14 protein-coding genes are annotated in these 17,102 nt (G+C 64.1%); 8 read left to right on the forward strand and 6 right to left on the reverse strand.

All coding sequences use genetic code 11. The annotated features are described in order from the left end of the window. The first annotated feature begins 181 nt into the window (after positions 1-181). Positions 182-496, forward strand: a complete 315-nt coding sequence (gene clpS / locus P9255_RS22360; protein ID WP_008351199.1) for an ATP-dependent Clp protease adapter ClpS — start codon at positions 182-184, stop codon at positions 494-496. Further along, positions 493-2,796: an ATP-dependent Clp protease ATP-binding subunit ClpA gene (gene clpA / locus P9255_RS22365; protein WP_244814254.1), complete on the forward strand. Its 2,304-nt coding sequence runs from the start codon at positions 493-495 to the stop codon at positions 2,794-2,796. Before clpS ends, clpA begins: the two co-directional genes overlap by 4 nt. Positions 2,797-2,861: 65 nt before the next feature. Here clpA and dut read toward each other — a convergent pair whose 3' ends face one another. The 6 genes from dut to P9255_RS22395 form a co-directional block, all read right to left on the reverse strand. Further along, positions 2,862-3,308 carry a dUTP diphosphatase gene (gene dut / locus P9255_RS22370; RefSeq protein ID WP_309790454.1) on the reverse strand — a complete coding sequence of 149 codons (447 nt, stop codon included), beginning with the start codon at positions 3,306-3,308 and terminating at the stop codon, positions 2,862-2,864. A 3-nt stretch (positions 3,309-3,311) separates the two neighbouring features. Beyond that, the gene (locus tag P9255_RS22375; RefSeq protein ID WP_309790455.1) at positions 3,312-4,316 is read right to left on the reverse strand and encodes an LLM class flavin-dependent oxidoreductase; all 1,005 of its coding nucleotides are present in this window, start codon (positions 4,314-4,316) and stop codon (positions 3,312-3,314) included. A gap of 3 nt (positions 4,317-4,319) precedes the next feature. Next, a complete protein-coding gene (coaBC, locus tag P9255_RS22380; protein WP_309763160.1) occupies positions 4,320-5,528 on the reverse strand; it encodes a bifunctional phosphopantothenoylcysteine decarboxylase/phosphopantothenate--cysteine ligase CoaBC in 1,209 nt (402 codons plus the stop codon). Between the two features lie 55 nt (positions 5,529-5,583). Continuing rightward, entirely contained in the window at positions 5,584-6,078 is a 495-nt protein-coding gene (lspA, locus tag P9255_RS22385) for a signal peptidase II (protein WP_404980388.1), read from the reverse strand. Positions 6,079-6,092: 14 nt separating this feature from the next. After that, entirely contained in the window at positions 6,093-8,924 is a 2,832-nt protein-coding gene (gene ileS, locus P9255_RS22390; RefSeq protein WP_309763158.1) for an isoleucine--tRNA ligase, read from the reverse strand. 111 nt (positions 8,925-9,035) lie between these two features. Continuing rightward, positions 9,036-10,031, reverse strand: a complete 996-nt coding sequence (locus P9255_RS22395) for a bifunctional riboflavin kinase/FAD synthetase (RefSeq protein ID WP_309763157.1) — start codon at positions 10,029-10,031, stop codon at positions 9,036-9,038. Between the two features lie 165 nt (positions 10,032-10,196). Here P9255_RS22395 and purN point away from each other — a divergent pair, with 165 nt between their 5' ends. From purN to nadC, 6 genes are all read left to right on the forward strand, one after another. Beyond that, the gene (gene purN, locus P9255_RS22400; RefSeq protein ID WP_309763156.1) at positions 10,197-10,847 is read left to right on the forward strand and encodes a phosphoribosylglycinamide formyltransferase; all 651 of its coding nucleotides are present in this window, start codon (positions 10,197-10,199) and stop codon (positions 10,845-10,847) included. After that, a complete protein-coding gene (locus tag P9255_RS22405) occupies positions 10,844-12,154 on the forward strand; it encodes an RsmB/NOP family class I SAM-dependent RNA methyltransferase (protein WP_309763155.1) in 1,311 nt (436 codons plus the stop codon). The genes purN and P9255_RS22405 overlap by 4 nt, the downstream gene beginning before the upstream one ends. A 6-nt stretch (positions 12,155-12,160) precedes the next feature. Beyond that, on the forward strand, positions 12,161-13,537 hold the full coding sequence (locus P9255_RS22410; RefSeq protein WP_309763154.1) for a mechanosensitive ion channel domain-containing protein: 1,377 nt from the start codon (positions 12,161-12,163) through the stop codon (positions 13,535-13,537). Positions 13,538-13,800: 263 nt separating this feature from the next. Next, positions 13,801-15,000, forward strand: coding sequence for an acyl-CoA desaturase (locus tag P9255_RS22415; protein ID WP_309763153.1), 1,200 nt, complete (start codon positions 13,801-13,803; stop codon positions 14,998-15,000). A 110-nt stretch (positions 15,001-15,110) separates the two neighbouring features. Next, positions 15,111-16,238, forward strand: coding sequence for a quinolinate synthase NadA (nadA, locus tag P9255_RS22420; protein ID WP_309763152.1), 1,128 nt, complete (start codon positions 15,111-15,113; stop codon positions 16,236-16,238). Beyond that, on the forward strand, positions 16,235-17,101 hold the full coding sequence (gene nadC / locus P9255_RS22425) for a carboxylating nicotinate-nucleotide diphosphorylase (protein ID WP_309763151.1): 867 nt from the start codon (positions 16,235-16,237) through the stop codon (positions 17,099-17,101). The genes nadA and nadC overlap by 4 nt, the downstream gene beginning before the upstream one ends. Position 17,102: the final 1 nt, after the last annotated feature.

The following is a 17,102-nucleotide window of genomic DNA, read 5'->3' on the forward strand; positions in this document are numbered from 1 at the left end:
TTTTGAAGCTGTGCGATACTGGTTTCGACGAGGTGCAAGCGGGCCGCGCCGAGATCCTTGGGCGGCGGCAGGATACGATGGACGGTAGCTGCGCAATGTACGTTTCAGTAACCCTTTCCGGTTGTGTAGCCGGTGCTGGAGCGGCAATTGCGAGAGCGCCCGTGTTGTTTAGAATGGGTGTATGGCGATTAATCCCAACAAGCAGGATGGCACGGTACTCGAGCGGCAGGAGCAGAAGCTCAAGAAGCCGGCGATGTACAAGGTGGTGCTGCTGAATGACGACTTCACGCCGATGGAATTCGTCGTGATGATCGTGCAGGAATACTTCAATAAGGATCGTGAGACTGCGACGCAGATCATGCTGAAGGTTCATCGCGAGGGCAGGGGAGTTTGTGGGGTCTACACGCGGGACATTGCGTCGACCAAAGTTGAGCAAGTCGTTAGCCATGCACGGCAGGCGGGTCATCCGCTGCAGTGCGTGATGGAGGAAGCATGATTGCCCAGGAACTGGAAGTCAGTCTGCACATGGCGTTTATGGAAGCACGTCAGGCGCGGCACGAGTTCATTACGGTCGAGCATCTTTTACTGGCCTTGTTGGACAATCCGACCGCCGCTGAGGTGTTGCGCGCCTGCGCAGCAAACATCGAAGATTTGCGTCAGAACCTGCGCAATTTCATTCATGACAATACGCCGACCGTGCCCGGCACGGACGACGTCGATACTCAGCCGACGCTTGGTTTCCAGCGTGTGATTCAGCGCGCGATCATGCATGTGCAATCGACCTCGAACGGCAAGAAGGAAGTGACGGGCGCGAACGTGCTCGTCGCGATCTTCGGCGAGAAGGACTCGCACGCGGTCTATTACCTGCAGCAGCAGGGCGTGACGCGCCTCGATGTCGTGAATTTCATTTCGCACGGCATCGCGAAGACGAACAGCGGCGACGCCGCGAAGGCGAACAGCGAAGCGAATCCGGAATCGGAAGATGCCGCCGCCCAGAAGGAAACGCCGCTTGCGCAGTTCACGCAGAACCTGAATCAGCAGGCGAAGGACGGCAAGATCGATCCTTTGATCGGCCGCGAGCTGGAAGTCGAGCGCGTCGTGCAGGTGCTCTGCCGCCGCCGCAAGAACAATCCGCTGCTCGTGGGCGAAGCGGGCGTCGGCAAGACAGCGATCGCCGAAGGTCTCGCCTGGCGCATCACGCGCGGCGAAGTGCCGGACATTCTCGCGGATGCGCAGGTCTACTCGCTCGACATGGGCGCGTTGCTCGCGGGCACGAAGTATCGCGGCGATTTCGAGCAGCGCCTGAAGACGGTGCTGAAGGAACTGAAGGAGCGTCCGCACGCCATTCTGTTCATCGACGAAATTCACACGCTGATTGGCGCGGGCGCGGCATCGGGCGGCACGCTCGACGCATCGAACCTGCTGAAGCCGGCGCTGTCGTCGGGACAGTTGAAGTGCATCGGCGCGACGACGTTCACCGAGTATCGCGGCATCTTCGAGAAGGACGCGGCCTTGTCGCGGCGCTTCCAGAAGGTCGATGTGACGGAGCCGTCGGTCGAGCAGACGGTCGCCATCCTGCGCGGTCTCAAGTCGCGCTTCGAAGAGCATCACGGCGTGAAGTACTCGTCGGGTGCGCTCTCGGCGGCGGCTGAGTTGTCGGCGCGCTTCATCACGGATCGTCACTTGCCGGACAAGGCAATCGACGTGATCGACGAAGCCGGCGCGGCCCAGCGCATCCTGCCGAAGTCGAAGCAGAAGAAGACTATCGGCAAGAGCGAGATCGAAGAGATCATCTCGAAGATCGCGCGCGTGCCGGCGCAAAGCGTGTCGCAGGACGACCGCAGCAAGCTGCAGACGCTCGACCGCGATCTGAAGGCCGTCGTGTTCGGTCAGGACCCGGCAATCGATGCTTTGTCGGCGTCGATCAAGATGGCGCGCGCGGGCCTCGGCAAGACGGACAAGCCGATCGGCGCGTTCCTGTTCTCCGGCCCGACCGGCGTCGGCAAGACCGAGGTCGCGAAGCAGCTGGCGTTCACGCTCGGTATCGAGTTGCTGCGCTTCGACATGTCCGAGTACATGGAGCGTCATGCGGTGAGCCGGCTGATCGGCGCGCCGCCGGGCTATGTCGGATTTGATCAGGGCGGTTTGCTGACCGAGGCCGTCACGAAGAAGCCGCATTGCGTGCTGCTCCTGGACGAAATCGAGAAGGCGCATCCGGACATCTACAACGTGCTGCTGCAGGTGATGGACCACGGCACGCTGACGGACAACAACGGACGCAAGGCGGATTTCCGCAACGTCATCATCATCATGACGACGAACGCGGGCGCCGAGACCATGGGCAAGTCGGTGATCGGCTTCACGTCGCGCCGCGAGTCGGGCGATGAAATGGCCGACATCAAGCGCATGTTCACGCCGGAGTTCCGCAACCGTCTGGATTCGATCATCAGCTTCCGTTCGCTGGACGAAGAAATCATCCTGCGCGTGGTCGACAAGTTCCTCATGCAACTGGAAGATCAGTTGCACGAGAAGAAGGTCGATGCGGTCTTCACCGATGCGCTGCGCAAGCACTTGGCGAAGCACGGTTTCGATCCGCTGATGGGCGCGCGTCCGATGCAGCGGCTGATCCAGGACACGATCCGCCGCGCACTGGCCGACGAACTGCTGTTCGGCAAGCTGCTCAACGGCGGCCGTGTGACCGTGGACGTGGATGCCGAAGACAAGGTGCAGTTGACCTTCGACGAAAATTCGGCTCCGCCGCGCAATCCGAATCCGGAAGCGATCGAAGTGGACTGATTGCGGTAGATGAAAGCAAAACGGCGCGGTTTCGACCGCGCCGTTTTTTTGTGCCCCGAGAAAGCTCAGTGCTTGCCGGTGCTGCCGAATCCGCCCGCGCCGCGCTCGCTTGCTTCGAAGTCGTTGACGATATTGAACTGCGCCTGCACGACCGGCACGATCACGAGTTGCGCGAGCCGTTCCATCGGATTCAGCGTGAATGCGGTATCGCCGCGATTCCACGTCGAGACCATCAGCTGACCTTGATAATCCGAATCGATCAGGCCGACGAGATTGCCCAGCACGATGCCGTGCTTGTGACCGAGGCCCGAGCGCGGCAGGATCAGCGCGGCGTAGCCGGGATCGCCGAGATGCACCGCGAGGCCCGTCGGCACGAGCACCGTCTGGCCCGGTTCGATGACGAGCGGCGCATCGAGGCACGCGCGCAGGTCGAGGCCCGCGCTGCCGGGCGTCGCGTAGGCGGGCATGAAGTCGCGCATGCGCGCGTCGAGAATCTTGACGTCGAGTTTCATGGTTCAGGCTTGGCCGAGCGCGAAGGCGTCGGCGAGAAGTTGATAGGACCGCGTGCGCGCGGCGTAGCTGCCGGCGACTGTCAGCACGATCAGTTCGTCGGCGTTGAATCGCTCCTGCAGCGCATGCAGTTGTTCGGTCACGCGTTCCGGCGTGCCGATGATGCTGCGCGCTTTCTCATGCGCGATCACAGCAAGTTCGCGTTCGCCGTAGACCTGCGAAATGCCTTGTGCGATGGATGGAATCGGCTGATTCAGCCCGTAGGCCATTTGCACGCGGCGCAGATCCACGGCGCGTTCGAGGGCTTCGGCTTCCTTGTCCGTATCGGCGCAAATGACGAAGACCGCCGCCGCGAGATAGGGCTTCTGTTCGTGCCCGGCCGTAAAGCGCTCGCGATACGCCTGCGCCACGTGCTGCCCGTACTGCGGGTTGATGAAATGCGCGAACGCGAAGCGGATGCCCAGCTGCGCGGCGAGGAGGCCGCCGAAGTCGCTGGAGCCGAGCATCCAGAGTTCGGGGCGCGTGTCGATCTGCGGTTGCAGCAGCACGCCTTTGGCGAGGGAATCGTCGGGAATGTTGCCGGTGAATAGCGCGATCAATTCCGCGACCTGCTGCGGGAAAATATCGCCGCGATTGTAGGAGCCTGATGCGACCGCCTGCGCGGTGCGCATGTCGCCGCCGGGCGCGCGGCCGACGCCGAGATCGACGCGATTCGGAAACAGCGCTTCGAGCATCAGAAACTGTTCCGCGACCTTGAAGGGGCTGTAGTACGGCAGCATGACGCCGCCCGAGCCGATGCGGATGCGCTTCGTCAGGCTGCCGATGCGCGCGAGCATCACTTCCGGGCACGGGTTGGACACGCCGTACAGGCCGTGATGCTCGGCGCACCAGTAGCGCGTGTAGCCGAGATCATCGGCGAGTTGCGCGAGGTCGAGCGTGGCCGCGATCGCATCCGCGACCGTGTGGCCGTGAATGACCGGCGTTTGATCGAGAACCGATAGCTTCGTCATGGCTCAGGAGAAGAGCGCGCCGCCGCGCGGCGCACGTTTGGCGATTTCCGCGATCAGCGTGCGGGCGAGAAGCTGCTTGTCGGCACGCGGCAGCGGCGTGGCACCCGACGTCTCGAACAGCACGACTTCGTTGTCGTCACGGCCGAAGGTCAGCGGGCCGAGGTTGCCGATCAGAAGCGGCACGTTCTTGCGCTTGCGTTTCTCTTCGCCGTGAACGTCGAGGTCCGCGCTTTCCGCTGCGAAGCCCACGCAGAAGGGCGGGTTCGGCAGCTTCGCCACGGCGGCGAGAATGTCCGGATTCTCGACGAATTCGAACGACGGCAACGGCTGTCCGGGCGCCTTCTTGATCTTCTGCGCGCTCGCGTGATCGACGCGCCAGTCCGCGACCGCCGCCACCGCGATGAAAATGTCCGCGTCCGACGTGGCTTCCATGACGGCGTCGTACATCTGCTGGGCCGTCTGCACGTCCTCGCGATACACGCCCCACGGCGTTGCCAGCGACACCGGCCCGGCGACCAGATGCACGTCGGCGCCCGCCTGCGCCGCCGCCCGCGCAAGCGCGAAGCCCATTTTTCCCGACGAGCGATTCGTGATGCCGCGCACCGGGTCGAGCGGCTCGAAGGTCGGTCCCGCCGTGATCAGCACGCGCTGCCCGCGCAGAATCTTCGGCTGGAAGAATGCGCAGATGGCTTCGAACGTCGCCGACGGCTCCAGCATGCGTCCGTCGCCGACTTCGCCGCACGCCTGCGAGCCGGAATCCGGGCCGAGCACTTCGATGCCGTCATCGCGGACCTGCGCGACGTTGCGCTGCGTGGCCGGGTTCTGCCACATCTGCCGGTTCATTGCGGGAACGACGAGCAGCGGGCAATCACGCGCGACGCACAGCGTGGACAGCAGGTCGTCGCACATGCCATGCGCGAGCTTGGCGATGAAGTCGGTGGAGGCGGGGGCGACGACGATCGCATCGGCTTCGCGCGACAGATCGATGTGCGCCATGTTGTTCGGCATGCGCGCATCCCATTGCGACACGTAGACCGGGCGTCCCGAGAGCGCCTGCATCGTGACGGGGGTGATGAACTGCGTGGCCGCTTCGGTCATCACGATCTGCACGGTCGCGCCCGCCTTGACGAGCAGGCGCGTCAGCTCCGCGATCTTGTAGCACGCGATGCCGCCCGTCAGCCCCAGTACGAGATGTTTGCCTGCGAGTTCCAACTTGCCTCCGTCGCAAAGAAAGCGCGGCTCGCTGAAAAGAGCCGCGCCGGGAACATCATCGCGATCCGCGCACGCGCCGCAGTTCGTCGAAAATCAGCAGCGCCGCGCCGATGGTGATGGCGGTATCGGCGAGATTGAACGCCGGCCAGTGCCACGCGTTCACGTGGAAGTCGAGAAAGTCGATCACGTGACCATACGCGAGGCGGTCGATCACATTGCCGATCGCGCCGCCCATGATGAGCGAGAGCGCCGCGCAGAAGAGCCGCTGCGTCGCGTTCTTCTTGAGCAGATAGCAGATGACGGCCGCCGCCACCACGCCCAGCGCCGTGAACGCCCAGCGCTGCCAGCCGCCCGCCGCCGCGAGGAAGCTGAACGCCGCGCCGCGGTTATAGACGAGCAGCAGGTTGAAGAAAGGCGCGAGCGCGTGAGGCTCGCCATAGGCGAAGACCTTCTGCACTGCGATTTTCGTCAACTGATCGAACAGGATCACGATCAGCGCGATGCCGAGCCACGGCGCGAGCGATCCACTCGATGAAGTTTGTTTCGCCATCGTTTTCGTTGCCATTATGCTGCGCTCCGCGTTTCGCCCGCGCCGAAGAGGTTGGAGAAGCAGCGGCCGCACAGCCCCGGATGCTCCGCGTGCGAGCCGACATCCGCGCAGTAGTGCCAGCAGCGCTCGCACTTCATGTAACTGGATGCCGTCACGTCGACGCCTTCTTCCGCTTCGCTCGCCACCTGCGCGACCTGCGCCTGCGACGTGATCAGCACGAAGCGCAACGCATCGCCGAGACTTGCGAGCGCGTCATAGCGCGCGCCGCTTGCCCGCACGACTACTTCCGCCTGCAGCGACGAACCGATCTGGTTCGCCGTGCGCGCTTCTTCCAGCGCCTTCGTCACGTCGCCGCGCGCGGCGCGGATGAGCGTCCACTTGTCGAGCAACTCGCCCGAATTCGCGATGTCCGGATAAGCGTGGAAGACTTCGGTGAAGATCGTATCCTGACCCGGCTTCAGCACCTTGTACGCTTCTTCCGCCGTGAACGACAGATACGGCGCAACCAGACGCAGCAGGCCATGCGCGATGTGATACAGCGCCGTCTGCGCGCTGCGGCGCTCGCGCGAGCCGGGCTTCATCGTGTAGAGACGGTCTTTCAGCACGTCGAGATAGAAACCGCCGAGGTCTTCCGAACAGAAGGTCGCGAGCTTCGCGACGACCGGGTGGAACTCGTACTTCTCGTAGTGCGAGAGCGCGTCGTCTTGCAGATTGCGCGCGAGCGCGATCGCGTAACGGTCGATTTCCAGCCAGTCCTGCACCGGCACCGCGTCCTTGTCGAAGTCGAAATCGGACAGGTTCGCGAGCAGGAAGCGCAGCGTATTGCGGATACGCCGATACGTTTCCGTCACGCGCTTCAGGATCTCCTCGGAGATGGCAAGTTCGCCGGAATAGTCCGTCGATGCGATCCACAAGCGGATGGTTTCCGCGCCGAGGCGATTCGCCACCTCGTGCGGATCGATGCCGTTGCCGAGCGACTTCGACATCTTGCGGCCCTCGCCATCCACGGTGAAGCCGTGGGTCAGAAGCGCGTCGTAGGGCGGGCGGCCGTCGAGCATCGAAGCGGTGAGCAGCGACGAATGGAACCAGCCGCGATGCTGGTCCGAACCTTCCAGATACAGGTCGGCGGGGAACTGCAGTTCGTCCTTGTGCGAGCCGCGCAGCACGTGCCAGTGCGTCGTGCCGGAGTCGAACCAGACGTCGAGCGTGTCCCGATTCTTTTCGTACATGTTGGCGTCGTCGCCGATCAGCTCGCGCGGATCGAGCGATTGCCACGTCTCAATGCCGCCCTGCTCGACGCGCTTCGCCACTTCTTCCAGCAATTCGGGAGTGCGCGGATGCAGCTCGCCGGTTTCCTTGTGCACGAAGAACGCCATCGGCACGCCCCATTGACGCTGACGCGAAAGCGTCCAGTCCGGGCGGTTCGCGATCATGCTGTACAGGCGCTGCTTGCCCCACGAAGGATAAAACGCCGTGTTCTCGACGCCTTCGAGCGCGGTCTCGCGCAGCGTTTGCCCGCCGTCCTTCGGCTTCACGTCCATGCCGGCGAACCATTGCGAAGTCGCGCGATAGATGATCGGCGACTTGTGACGCCAGCAGTGCATGTAGCTGTGCGTGTACTTTTCGGTCTTGAGCAGCGAGCCGGCGTGATCGAGCGCCTCGACGATCTGCGGATTCGCCTTCCAGATCGACAGCCCGCCGAAGAGCGGCAGCGATTCGATGTAGCGGCCATCGCCCATCACCGGGTTGATGATGTCCGAATCCGCCATGCCGTGCGCCTTGCACGACACGAAGTCTTCCACGCCGTACGCCGGCGACGAGTGCACGACGCCCGTACCGCTTTCGGTCGTCACGTAATCGCCGAGATATACGGGCGAGGTGCGCTTGTAGCCGGGATGCGCCGCCGCGAGCGGATGATGGAAGCGCAGGTTGCCGAGCTTCTCGCCGGTCGTCGTGGCGATGACGTCGCCCGGCAGGCCGTAGTTCTGCAGACACGCTTCGACGCGTTCCTGCGCGAGAATCAGCAGGCCGCGCGGCGTATCGACGAGCGCGTAGACGATCTCCGGATGCACGTTCAACGCCTGGTTCGCGGGGATGGTCCAGGGCGTCGTCGTCCAGATCACGATGCCGCCTTCCGTCTTCGGCAGCGAAGGCAGGCCGAACGCCTGCGCGGTCTTCTCCGGCTCCGCGAATGCAAAGAGCACGTCGATGGTCGGATCGGTCTTGTCCTTGTATTCGACTTCCGCCTCGGCCAGCGCCGAGCCGCAGTCGAAGCACCAGTTCACCGGCTTGAGGCCACGGAACACGTAGCCCTTTTCCATGATTTTCGCGAGCGCGCGGATTTCACCGGCCTCGTTGACGAAGTTCATGGTCTTGTACGGATTGTCCCAGTCGCCGAGCACGCCGAGCCGACGGAAGCCGACCTTCTGCTTCTCGATCTGCTCGCCGGCGTACGCACGCGCCTTCTGCATCACTTCGGCGGCGGGCAGCGACTTGCCGAACTGCTTTTCGATCTGGATTTCGATCGGCATGCCGTGGCAGTCCCAGCCCGGCACGTAGACCGCGTCGAAGCCCGCCAGATTGCGCGCCTTGACGATCATGTCCTTCAGGATCTTGTTGACGGCGTGACCGAGGTGAATGTCGCCGTTCGCGTACGGCGGGCCGTCGTGCAGAATGAACTTCTTGCGGCCTTTCGAGGCGGCGCGGATCTTCTCGTAGATCTTCTTGTCCTGCCATTCCTTCACCCACGCGGGCTCGCGCTTGGGCAAGTCGCCGCGCATGGGGAAGGGCGTATCGAGCAGATTGACCGGATACTTCGAGGAGGCTTTCTCTTTCTTGTCGCTCATGAGTGACTCAGTGAATTCGGTGAGACGGCGCTTGCAAACGGCGCGCGGTGATACGGGCATTCGAGTGCGGGGCAGCGGGCGATGCGCTTTTATCAAAGCGGCATCGCGCGCTCACCTAATTCGGTCGGTGGCCGAAATGGCGAAGCCCGTGGCGCGGCTGCCGGCGTTGCTCGCGGGCGGCAGGCCGAAGTAGGCGCGCGTGTTGTCCACGTCTTTGGCGATGGCGGCCGACAGCGTTTCCAGGTCGACGTATTTTTCTTCGTCGCGCAGCTTCTTCAGGAATTCGACGCGCACGAGCTTGCCGTAGGCGTCGCCGTGCCAGTCGAGCACGAAGACTTCGAGAAGGACGCGGCCGGAATCGTCGACGGTCGGGCGCAGTCCGAGACTCGCCACCGCCGGCAGCGGTTCGTCCGCGAGGCCGTGCACGCGCACGACGAAAATGCCCGACGCCGCCGGGCGCTTGTGCGCGATCGGCAGATTGAGCGTGGGAAAGCCGAGATCGCGGCCGAGCTTCGCGCCGTGCACGACGTGACCGCTTATGACATACGGACGCCCGAGCGCGAGATGCGCCGCCTCGAGGTCGCCCGCGACGAGCGACGCCCGCACCGACGAGGACGAAATGCGCGCGCCGTTCGGATGCGCGACGGTCGCCATTTGCTCGACTTCGAAGCCGTACTGGTCGCCCGCCGCCTTGAGCGATGCGAAGTTGCCCGCGCGTTTCGCGCCGTAGCAGAAGTCGTCGCCGACCATGACCCAGCGCGCGTGCAGGCCATCGACGATGACGTTCTTGACGAACGTATCCGGCGACTGGCTCGCGAACGTTTGACTGAAGTGCTCGACCACCACGCGATCGACGCCGTTGGTGCGCAACGCTTCGAGCTTGTCGCGCAGCATCGCGATGCGCGGCGGCGCGCCTGCCGGATTGAAGAACTCGCGCGGATGCGGCTCGAAAGTCATCACGCAGACCGGCAGCCCGCGAGCGTCGGCGGCGGCACGCACGCGCGCGAGCAGCGCCTGGTGGCCGCGATGGACACCGTCGAAATTGCCGATGGTCAGTGCGCAGGGCGACCGGCTTTCGGCGTTGGGGAGGCCGCGGAAGACTCTCACGATAGGCGTTGGTCGGTGGGAGGGCTGATGCCGCAAAGCATTCGATTATAAACGCTCGCACGCGGGGACGGTTCTCTCGCCGCGCCGCCGCCCTTGGAGACGTTGACTGCCGGGTTGCTGCCCTTTGGCACGATTTTCGCCGCCGCCGAATGATAAAATCCGCGGATGAAAAAAATCGTCATTCTGATTTCCGGACGCGGGAGCAACATGGAAGCCGTCGTGCGCGCGTGTGCGCGTGAAGGCTGGCCGGCTCGCGTCGCGGCGGTCATTTCCAACCGTCCCGATGCCGCCGGGCTCGGCTTCGCGGCTGCGAACGGCATCGAGACCGCCGTGGTCGATCACCGCGAGTTCGATGACCGCGCCGCATTCGACGCCGCGCTCGCCCGCGAAATCGACCGCTTCGAGCCGGATGTCGTCGTGCTGGCCGGCTTCATGCGCGTGCTGACCGATGCTTTCGTCGAACGCTATGCCGGTCGCATGCTGAACGTTCATCCGTCGCTGCTGCCGTGTTTTCCGGGGCTGCGCACGCATCAGCAGGCGCTCGACGCCGGCGTTCGCGTGCACGGTGCGAGCGTCCATTTCGTGACGCCGACGCTCGACCACGGGCCGATCGTCGCGCAGGGCGCGGTGCCCGTCATCGCCGGCGACGATGCCGCCGCGCTCGCCGCGCGCGTGCTGACGGTCGAACACATCATTTACCCGCGCGCGGTGCGCTGGTTCATCGAAGGGCGTCTTTGTATCGAGGGCGAACGTGTCGCTCTCACGCCGTCTGAGCCGCAATGGCTCTTTGCCGACATTGCCGGGGAGGGCGTATGAGGCTGCATGGATTTCTGATTGGTCAAACCGAAACGCTGCTGGCGGACGTGCTGCGCTTCGCCGGTCCCGCCGATGCCGCGACGAGCCGCTTCTTCCGCGCGCATCCGAAGCTCGGCCACGGCGAGCGCGGCGTGATTGCCGAGGCGGTTTTCGCGGTGCTGCGCCGGAAGATGGAGTTCTCGCATCTCGCGGAAAGCGGCAGCGGCAACCAGGCGCGGCGTCTCGCGCTGCTGGGGCTGATGCAGACGGCAGGCCTGAGCGCGCTCAAGCCGCACGTGTCCGCCGACGAATATCAATGGCTCGCGCAGGTATCGAAGATCGATCCGGCGAGCCTGCCCGTGCGCGTGCGCACGAATCTGCCGCAATGGATTCACGACGCGATGGCCAGGCGCTTCGAGCCGGAAGAGCTCGCGCAGCTCGCCGCCGCGCTGAACTATCCGGCACCGCTCGATCTGCGCGCGAATCCGATCAAGGCGACGCGCGAAGCGGCGCTGAAGGCGCTCGTCGACGCGGGCATCGACGCGGGCGAAATGCCGTTCGCGCCGTTCGGCATCCGCGTGGACGGCAAGCCCGCGCTCACGCGTCTTGCGCCGTTCCAGGAAGGCTGGATCGAAGTGCAGGACGAGGGCAGCCAGTTGCTGTGCTCGCTGATGGCGCCGCGCCGTGGCGAGATGATCGTGGATTTCTGCGCGGGCGCGGGCGGCAAGACGCTCGCGCTCGGCGCGATGATGCGCTCCACCGGCCGTCTGTATGCCTTCGACGTGTCCGATCGCCGTCTCGCGAAGCTGAAGCCGCGCCTCGCGCGCAGCGGCTTGTCGAACGTGAACCCGGTGCTGATCGACAGCGAGCATGACGCGAAGATCAAGCGTCTCGCGGGCAAGATCGATCGCGTGCTCGTCGATGCCCCGTGCTCGGGCCTCGGCACGCTGCGCCGCAATCCGGACCTGAAGTGGCGGCAATCGCCCGCGACCGTCGCGGAGCTCACGCCGAAGCAATTGTCGATTCTCACGAGCGCCGCGCGCCTCGTGAAGACGGGCGGCCGTCTCGTCTATGCGACGTGCAGCATGCTCGAAGCAGAAAACGAGGGCGTCGTCGCGCAGTTCCTGGAAACGCATCCGAACTTCCGCGTCGTTCCCGCGCGCGATGTGCTCGCGGAGCAGCGCATCGATCTCGATACCGGCGATTACCTGTCGCTGTGGCCGCACAAGCACGGAACGGACGGCTTCTTCGCCGCCGTGCTGGAGCGCGTGCCCGAAGCGAAGGCCCAGAAGGCGACGCAGGATGACGCCGGGGAACAAACCGCTTAAGCGTCGATGCAGAACCGCTTCCTGACGCACCTGTCCGAGCGCCTTTTCCGCGATTTCGGCGAACCGGAAGTGCTCTGGCAGGTGGGCGCGCTGCTCGGCCTGCTCGCGGTCGCATGGTGGTGCGCGCGGGTGCTGCGCAGAAAGCTCGATGCGCGTCGTCAGTCGCGCTTCGAGGCCGTTCGGTTCGGCGCGGAAAGCCTCAACAAGGCGCTGTTTCCGCTGCTCGGCATGGTCTTCGTGGCCATCGCGCAGCTCGCGCTGGCGCCGTTCATCCACACGTCGCTTTTGCGGCTCGCGCTGGTGCCGCTGTGCGGCATCACCGTCATCTACATGATGTTCTACGCGGTGCGGCGCGTTTTCCGGACGAGCGGCAGCGGCGGGACGGAGCATGAAGCGCACGCGTTGCTCTTCGTGTTCGAAAAACTCGTCACGGTGATCGTCTGGCTTGCCATGCTGCTCACGGTGATGGGCATTCAGGACGACGTCGTCCGCTGGATGGCGAGCGTACGCTTCAACTTCGCCAACGCGCACATGACGCTGCTCTCGCTCGCCTCGGGCGTGCTGTGGGTCTGCGTGACGCTGATCGTGGCGATGTGGGCCGGCGCGCTCATCGACGACCGCCTGATGCGCGCCCGCTCGCTCGATGCGAATCTTAAGGTCGTGCTTGCGCGCGTCGCGCGGGCGCTGATGATCCTGGCGGCGATCCTCGTCAGCCTGTCGATCGTCGGCATCGACATCACGGTGCTCGGCGTGTTCGGCGGCGCGCTCGGCGTGGGGCTCGGCTTCGGCTTGCAGAAGATCGCGAGCAACTACGTGTCGGGGTTCATCATTCTGCTCGACCGGTCGCTGCGGCTCGGCGACATGATCAGCGTGGGCGGCTCGCAGGGCACGGTCACGCAGATTCGCACGCGTTATACGGTGGTGCGCGGGCTCGACGGCATCGAAACGCTGATTCCGAACGAAAAGCTCATTACCGATGTCGTACAGAATCACTCGTCGTATCTGACGCGCGGGAACGCGAAGGTCGCCGTGCAGGTCAGCTATGAGTGCGACGTGGAACGCGCGATGCAACTGCTCGTCGAAGCGACACAGGGCGTCGAGCGCGTGTTGCAGGACCCGGCGCCCGCTGCGCTGCTCGCGAGCTTCGGCGCCGACGGCATCAATCTCGAACTGAGCTTCTGGATCGAAGACGCGGCCAAGGGCACGGGCGGCGTTAAGTCGCAAGTCAACCGGTGCGTGTGGCGGTTATTCTCGGAGAACGGAATTGCCATTCCGTATGCGCAGCGGGAAATCAGAATCGTCCAGGGCGCAGCGGCCGGCCCGGTACGAAATGCCGAACGGTGGCGCGATGACGGCGCAGGTGTGCCTCAGAGCGCGGTCTGACTAGTGGGGCGTGCGTCATTCCTTCCGTTTCCGTAAGGAACCGAACGGAAAAGCGGCGCGTGAGATTTTCCCGGTTTGCGGGAGATTCAAAAAAATTCACCTTTCCGACAAAGACTTGGAACGACTGCAGTAGAATGCGATCGAACCCGCGCGCACACCTTTCACGTGCCCGACAAGCCGGCCGCCTCGCGTTTCGGAATCGCCTCGGAACGGTTTTAACCGGCCATTTTTCCCGAATTTCACAGCTACACAGGTAAACCGCCTTGCTGAATTCTTCCCTCGAATTTCTCGCCAACGGATTGCTCGACTTTTCTTGGTGGCAGATTCTGCTGTTCACGCTTGCAGTGACGCATGTCACCATCGCTGGCGTCACCATTTATTTGCACCGCTGCCAGGCGCATCGCGCGCTGGACCTGCATCCCATCGCAAGCCATTTCTTCCGCTTCTGGCTGTGGATGACCACCGGCATGCTGACCGGTCAGTGGGCCGCGATTCACCGCAAGCATCACGCGAAGTGCGAGACGGAAGAAGATCCGCACAGCCCGCAGACGCGCGGCATCTGGAAAGTGCTGCTCGAAGGCGCGGAACTGTATCGCGCGGAAGCGAAGAACGAAGAAACGCTGCGCCGCTTCAGTCACGGTACGCCGAACGACTGGATGGAACGCAACGTGTACACGCGCTATCCGATTCTCGGCATCAGCATCATGATGGTGATCGACGTCGCGCTGTTCGGCATCGTCGGGCTGTCGGTGTGGGCCGTGCAGATGATCTGGATTCCGTTCTGGGCGGCGGGCGTGGTCAACGGTCTCGCGCACTTCTGGGGCTACCGCAACTTCAATTCCGCCGATGCGAGCACCAACATCTTCCCGCTCGGCATCCTGATCGGCGGCGAAGAACTGCATAACAATCATCACACGTATGCGACGTCGGCGAAGCTGTCGAGCAAATGGTACGAGTTCGATATCGGCTGGCTCTACATCCGCATTCTGTCGGCAATGGGTCTCGCCAAGGTGAAGAAGCTCGCGCCCACGCCGCGACTCTCGGAAAGCAAGGCAGTGGTGGATCACGACACGCTGCAGGCCGTGCTGGCCAACCGCTACGAAGTCATGGCGCGCTACGGCAAGGCGCTCAAGCACGCATACGCTCAGGAACTGGCGAAGCTGAAGGAAGCCGGTGCGCGCGAGAAGTATCAACTGATGCGCGGCGCGCGCAAGTGGTTCCATAAGGAAGAAGACGGCCTGAACGAACCGCAGCGCCAGCAACTGCCCGAGTTGTTCTCGGACAACCAGAAGCTGCGCACGTATATCGAACTGCGGAAGGATCTGGCGGCAATGTGGGACCGTTCGAACGCGTCGCGCGAGCAACTTCTGGCTCAATTGCAGGACTGGTGCCATCGTGCGGAGCAGAGCGGCATCAAGGCGCTGCAGGATTTCGCGCTGCGTTTGCGTCGCTACGCTTTGTAAGCGATATCCGCTAAGATTTTAAGACGTCACAAGACCCCGCTCTGGCGGGGTCTTTGTTTTTGTGCCGCGGATTTCGCATTGTTTTTGGCTCGAAGGGTGGGACAGGAGACATGGAAGCGATCAGAAGCGTCGAGTACGACCGGCCGCAAGGCCTGACGTGTGGAGTGGGCGAGGCGTGGGCGAGAGTGCCCAACGCGCCATCGCCGGAAGAAAAGCGTGCGCTGAAGGAGCGCATTCGCGCGCTGTTGCGGCGCGAGCAGGCGGTGCTGGTGGCCCACTATTACGTCGATGCCGAGCTCCAGGAGCTCGCCGACGAAACCGGCGGCTGCGTCGCCGATTCCCTGGAAATGGCGCGCTTCGGCCGCGACCACGGCGCAAAAACGCTGGTCGTCGCGGGCGTGCGCTTCATGGGCGAAACGGCCAAGATTCTGAGCCCGGGGAAGCGCGTGCTGATGCCCGATCTCGATGCCACCTGCTCGCTCGATCTCGGCTGCCCGGCCGACGAATTCTCCGCGTTCTGCGATGCCCATCCGGAGCGCACCGTCGTCGTGTACGCGAACACGAGCGCCGCCGTGAAGGCGCGCGCCGACTGGATGGTCACGTCGTCGATCGGGCTCGAAATCGTCGCGGACCTGCACGCGCGCGGGGAAAAGATTCTGTGGGCGCCCGACCGGCATCTCGGCGGCTACATCCAGAAGAAGACCGGCGCGGACATGCTGCTGTGGCAGGGGTCGTGCCTCGTGCATGACGAGTTCAAGGGCATCGAGCTGGACCTGCTGCGCGCCGAATATCCGGACGCGAAGATTCTCGTGCATCCCGAATCGCCGGAAGCCGTCGTGCGGCTCGCGGATGTCGTCGGCTCGACCACGCAACTGATCGACGCCGCCGTGCGGCTCGATGCGCAACGCTTCATCGTCGCGACGGACCTCGGCATCTTGCACAAGATGCGGCTGGCCGCGCCGGGCAAGACGTTCATCGAGGCGCCCACGGCCGGCAACAGCGCGACCTGCAAGAGCTGCGCGCATTGTCCGTGGATGGCGATGAATGGCCTCGCCAATCTCGCCGACGTGCTCGAACGCGGCCACAACGAGATTCAAATCGATGCGGCCATCGGCGAGCGGGCGCGCGTGCCTATCGACCGCATGCTCGATTTCGCCGCGCGCCACAAGAAGCGCGTGCAGACGAGCGGCGATCTGGCCAACGACGCGGCGCTGTTCTCGAATGTGGGGGCGGCATGACGTCGATTTTCGAAGACGTGCGCGCCCAGTACGGCGAAGCATTCGATGCGGCGCTCGCCCGCAATGTCGCCGATGCGCTCGCGGAAGACATCGGCAGCGGCGACGTCACCGGCCGTCTCGTGCCCGCCGACGCGCGGCGCACGGCGCGCATTCTCGTGCGCGAGGATGCCGTGCTGTGCGGCGTGCCGTGGTTCGTCGAAGTGATGCGCCGCGTCGATCCGTCGATCGAGATGGAATGGCATTACGGGGAAGGGCAGCGCATGGCGGCGGACACGCCGGTCGCGTTACTGCGCGGTCCCGCGCGTGCGCTCCTGACCGCCGAGCGCAACGGTCTCAACTTCCTGCAACTGCTTTCCGGCGTGGCGAGCGCGACGCGCCGTTTTGTCGATGCGATTCAAGGCACGCGTGCCCGCATTCTCGATACGCGCAAAACGCTGCCGGGCTTGCGGCTCGCGCAGAAGTACGCAGTGCGTGTCGGTGGCGGCGCGAATCAGCGCCTCGCGCTGTATGACGGCATCCTCATCAAGGAGAATCACATCGCGGCGGCGGGTGGCGTGGGCGAGGCGATGGATGCGGCGCTCGCCCTGAACGCCGGCGTGCCCATTCAGATCGAAGTGGAAACCCTCGCGCAGCTCGAAACGGCGTTGACGCATCGCGCTGAATCGATCCTGCTCGATAACTTCGCGCTCGACGCCATGCGCGACGCCGTGCGCATCACAGCGGGCCGTGCGTTACTGGAAGTGTCGGGCGGCGTGAACTTCGAGACCGTGCGCGCGATCGCGGAAACGGGCGTAGACCGCATCTCGATCGGCGCGCTCACCAAAGACGTGCGCGCCACGGATTTCTCCATGCGCATTCTTTAGC

The sequence above is a fragment of the Caballeronia sp. LZ019 genome (assembly GCF_031450825.1).
Lineage (GTDB): Bacteria > Pseudomonadota > Gammaproteobacteria > Burkholderiales > Burkholderiaceae > Caballeronia.

Coding starts and splice junctions, on each gene's coding strand:
- clpS (WP_008351199.1), top strand. CDS start 182: ATGGCGATTAATCCCAACAAGCAGGATGGCACGGTACTCGAGCGGCAG.
- clpA (WP_244814254.1), top strand. CDS start 493: ATGATTGCCCAGGAACTGGAAGTCAGTCTGCACATGGCGTTTATGGAA.
- dut (WP_309790454.1), bottom strand. CDS start 3,308: ATGAAACTCGACGTCAAGATTCTCGACGCGCGCATGCGCGACTTCATG.
- P9255_RS22375 (WP_309790455.1), bottom strand. CDS start 4,316: ATGACGAAGCTATCGGTTCTCGATCAAACGCCGGTCATTCACGGCCAC.
- lspA (WP_404980388.1), bottom strand. CDS start 6,078: ATGGCGAAACAAACTTCATCGAGTGGATCGCTCGCGCCGTGGCTCGGC.
- ileS (WP_309763158.1), bottom strand. CDS start 8,924: ATGAGCGACAAGAAAGAGAAAGCCTCCTCGAAGTATCCGGTCAATCTG.
- purN (WP_309763156.1), top strand. CDS start 10,197: ATGAAAAAAATCGTCATTCTGATTTCCGGACGCGGGAGCAACATGGAA.
- P9255_RS22405 (WP_309763155.1), top strand. CDS start 10,844: ATGAGGCTGCATGGATTTCTGATTGGTCAAACCGAAACGCTGCTGGCG.
- P9255_RS22410 (WP_309763154.1), top strand. CDS start 12,161: ATGCAGAACCGCTTCCTGACGCACCTGTCCGAGCGCCTTTTCCGCGAT.
- nadA (WP_309763152.1), top strand. CDS start 15,111: ATGGAAGCGATCAGAAGCGTCGAGTACGACCGGCCGCAAGGCCTGACG.
- nadC (WP_309763151.1), top strand. CDS start 16,235: ATGACGTCGATTTTCGAAGACGTGCGCGCCCAGTACGGCGAAGCATTC.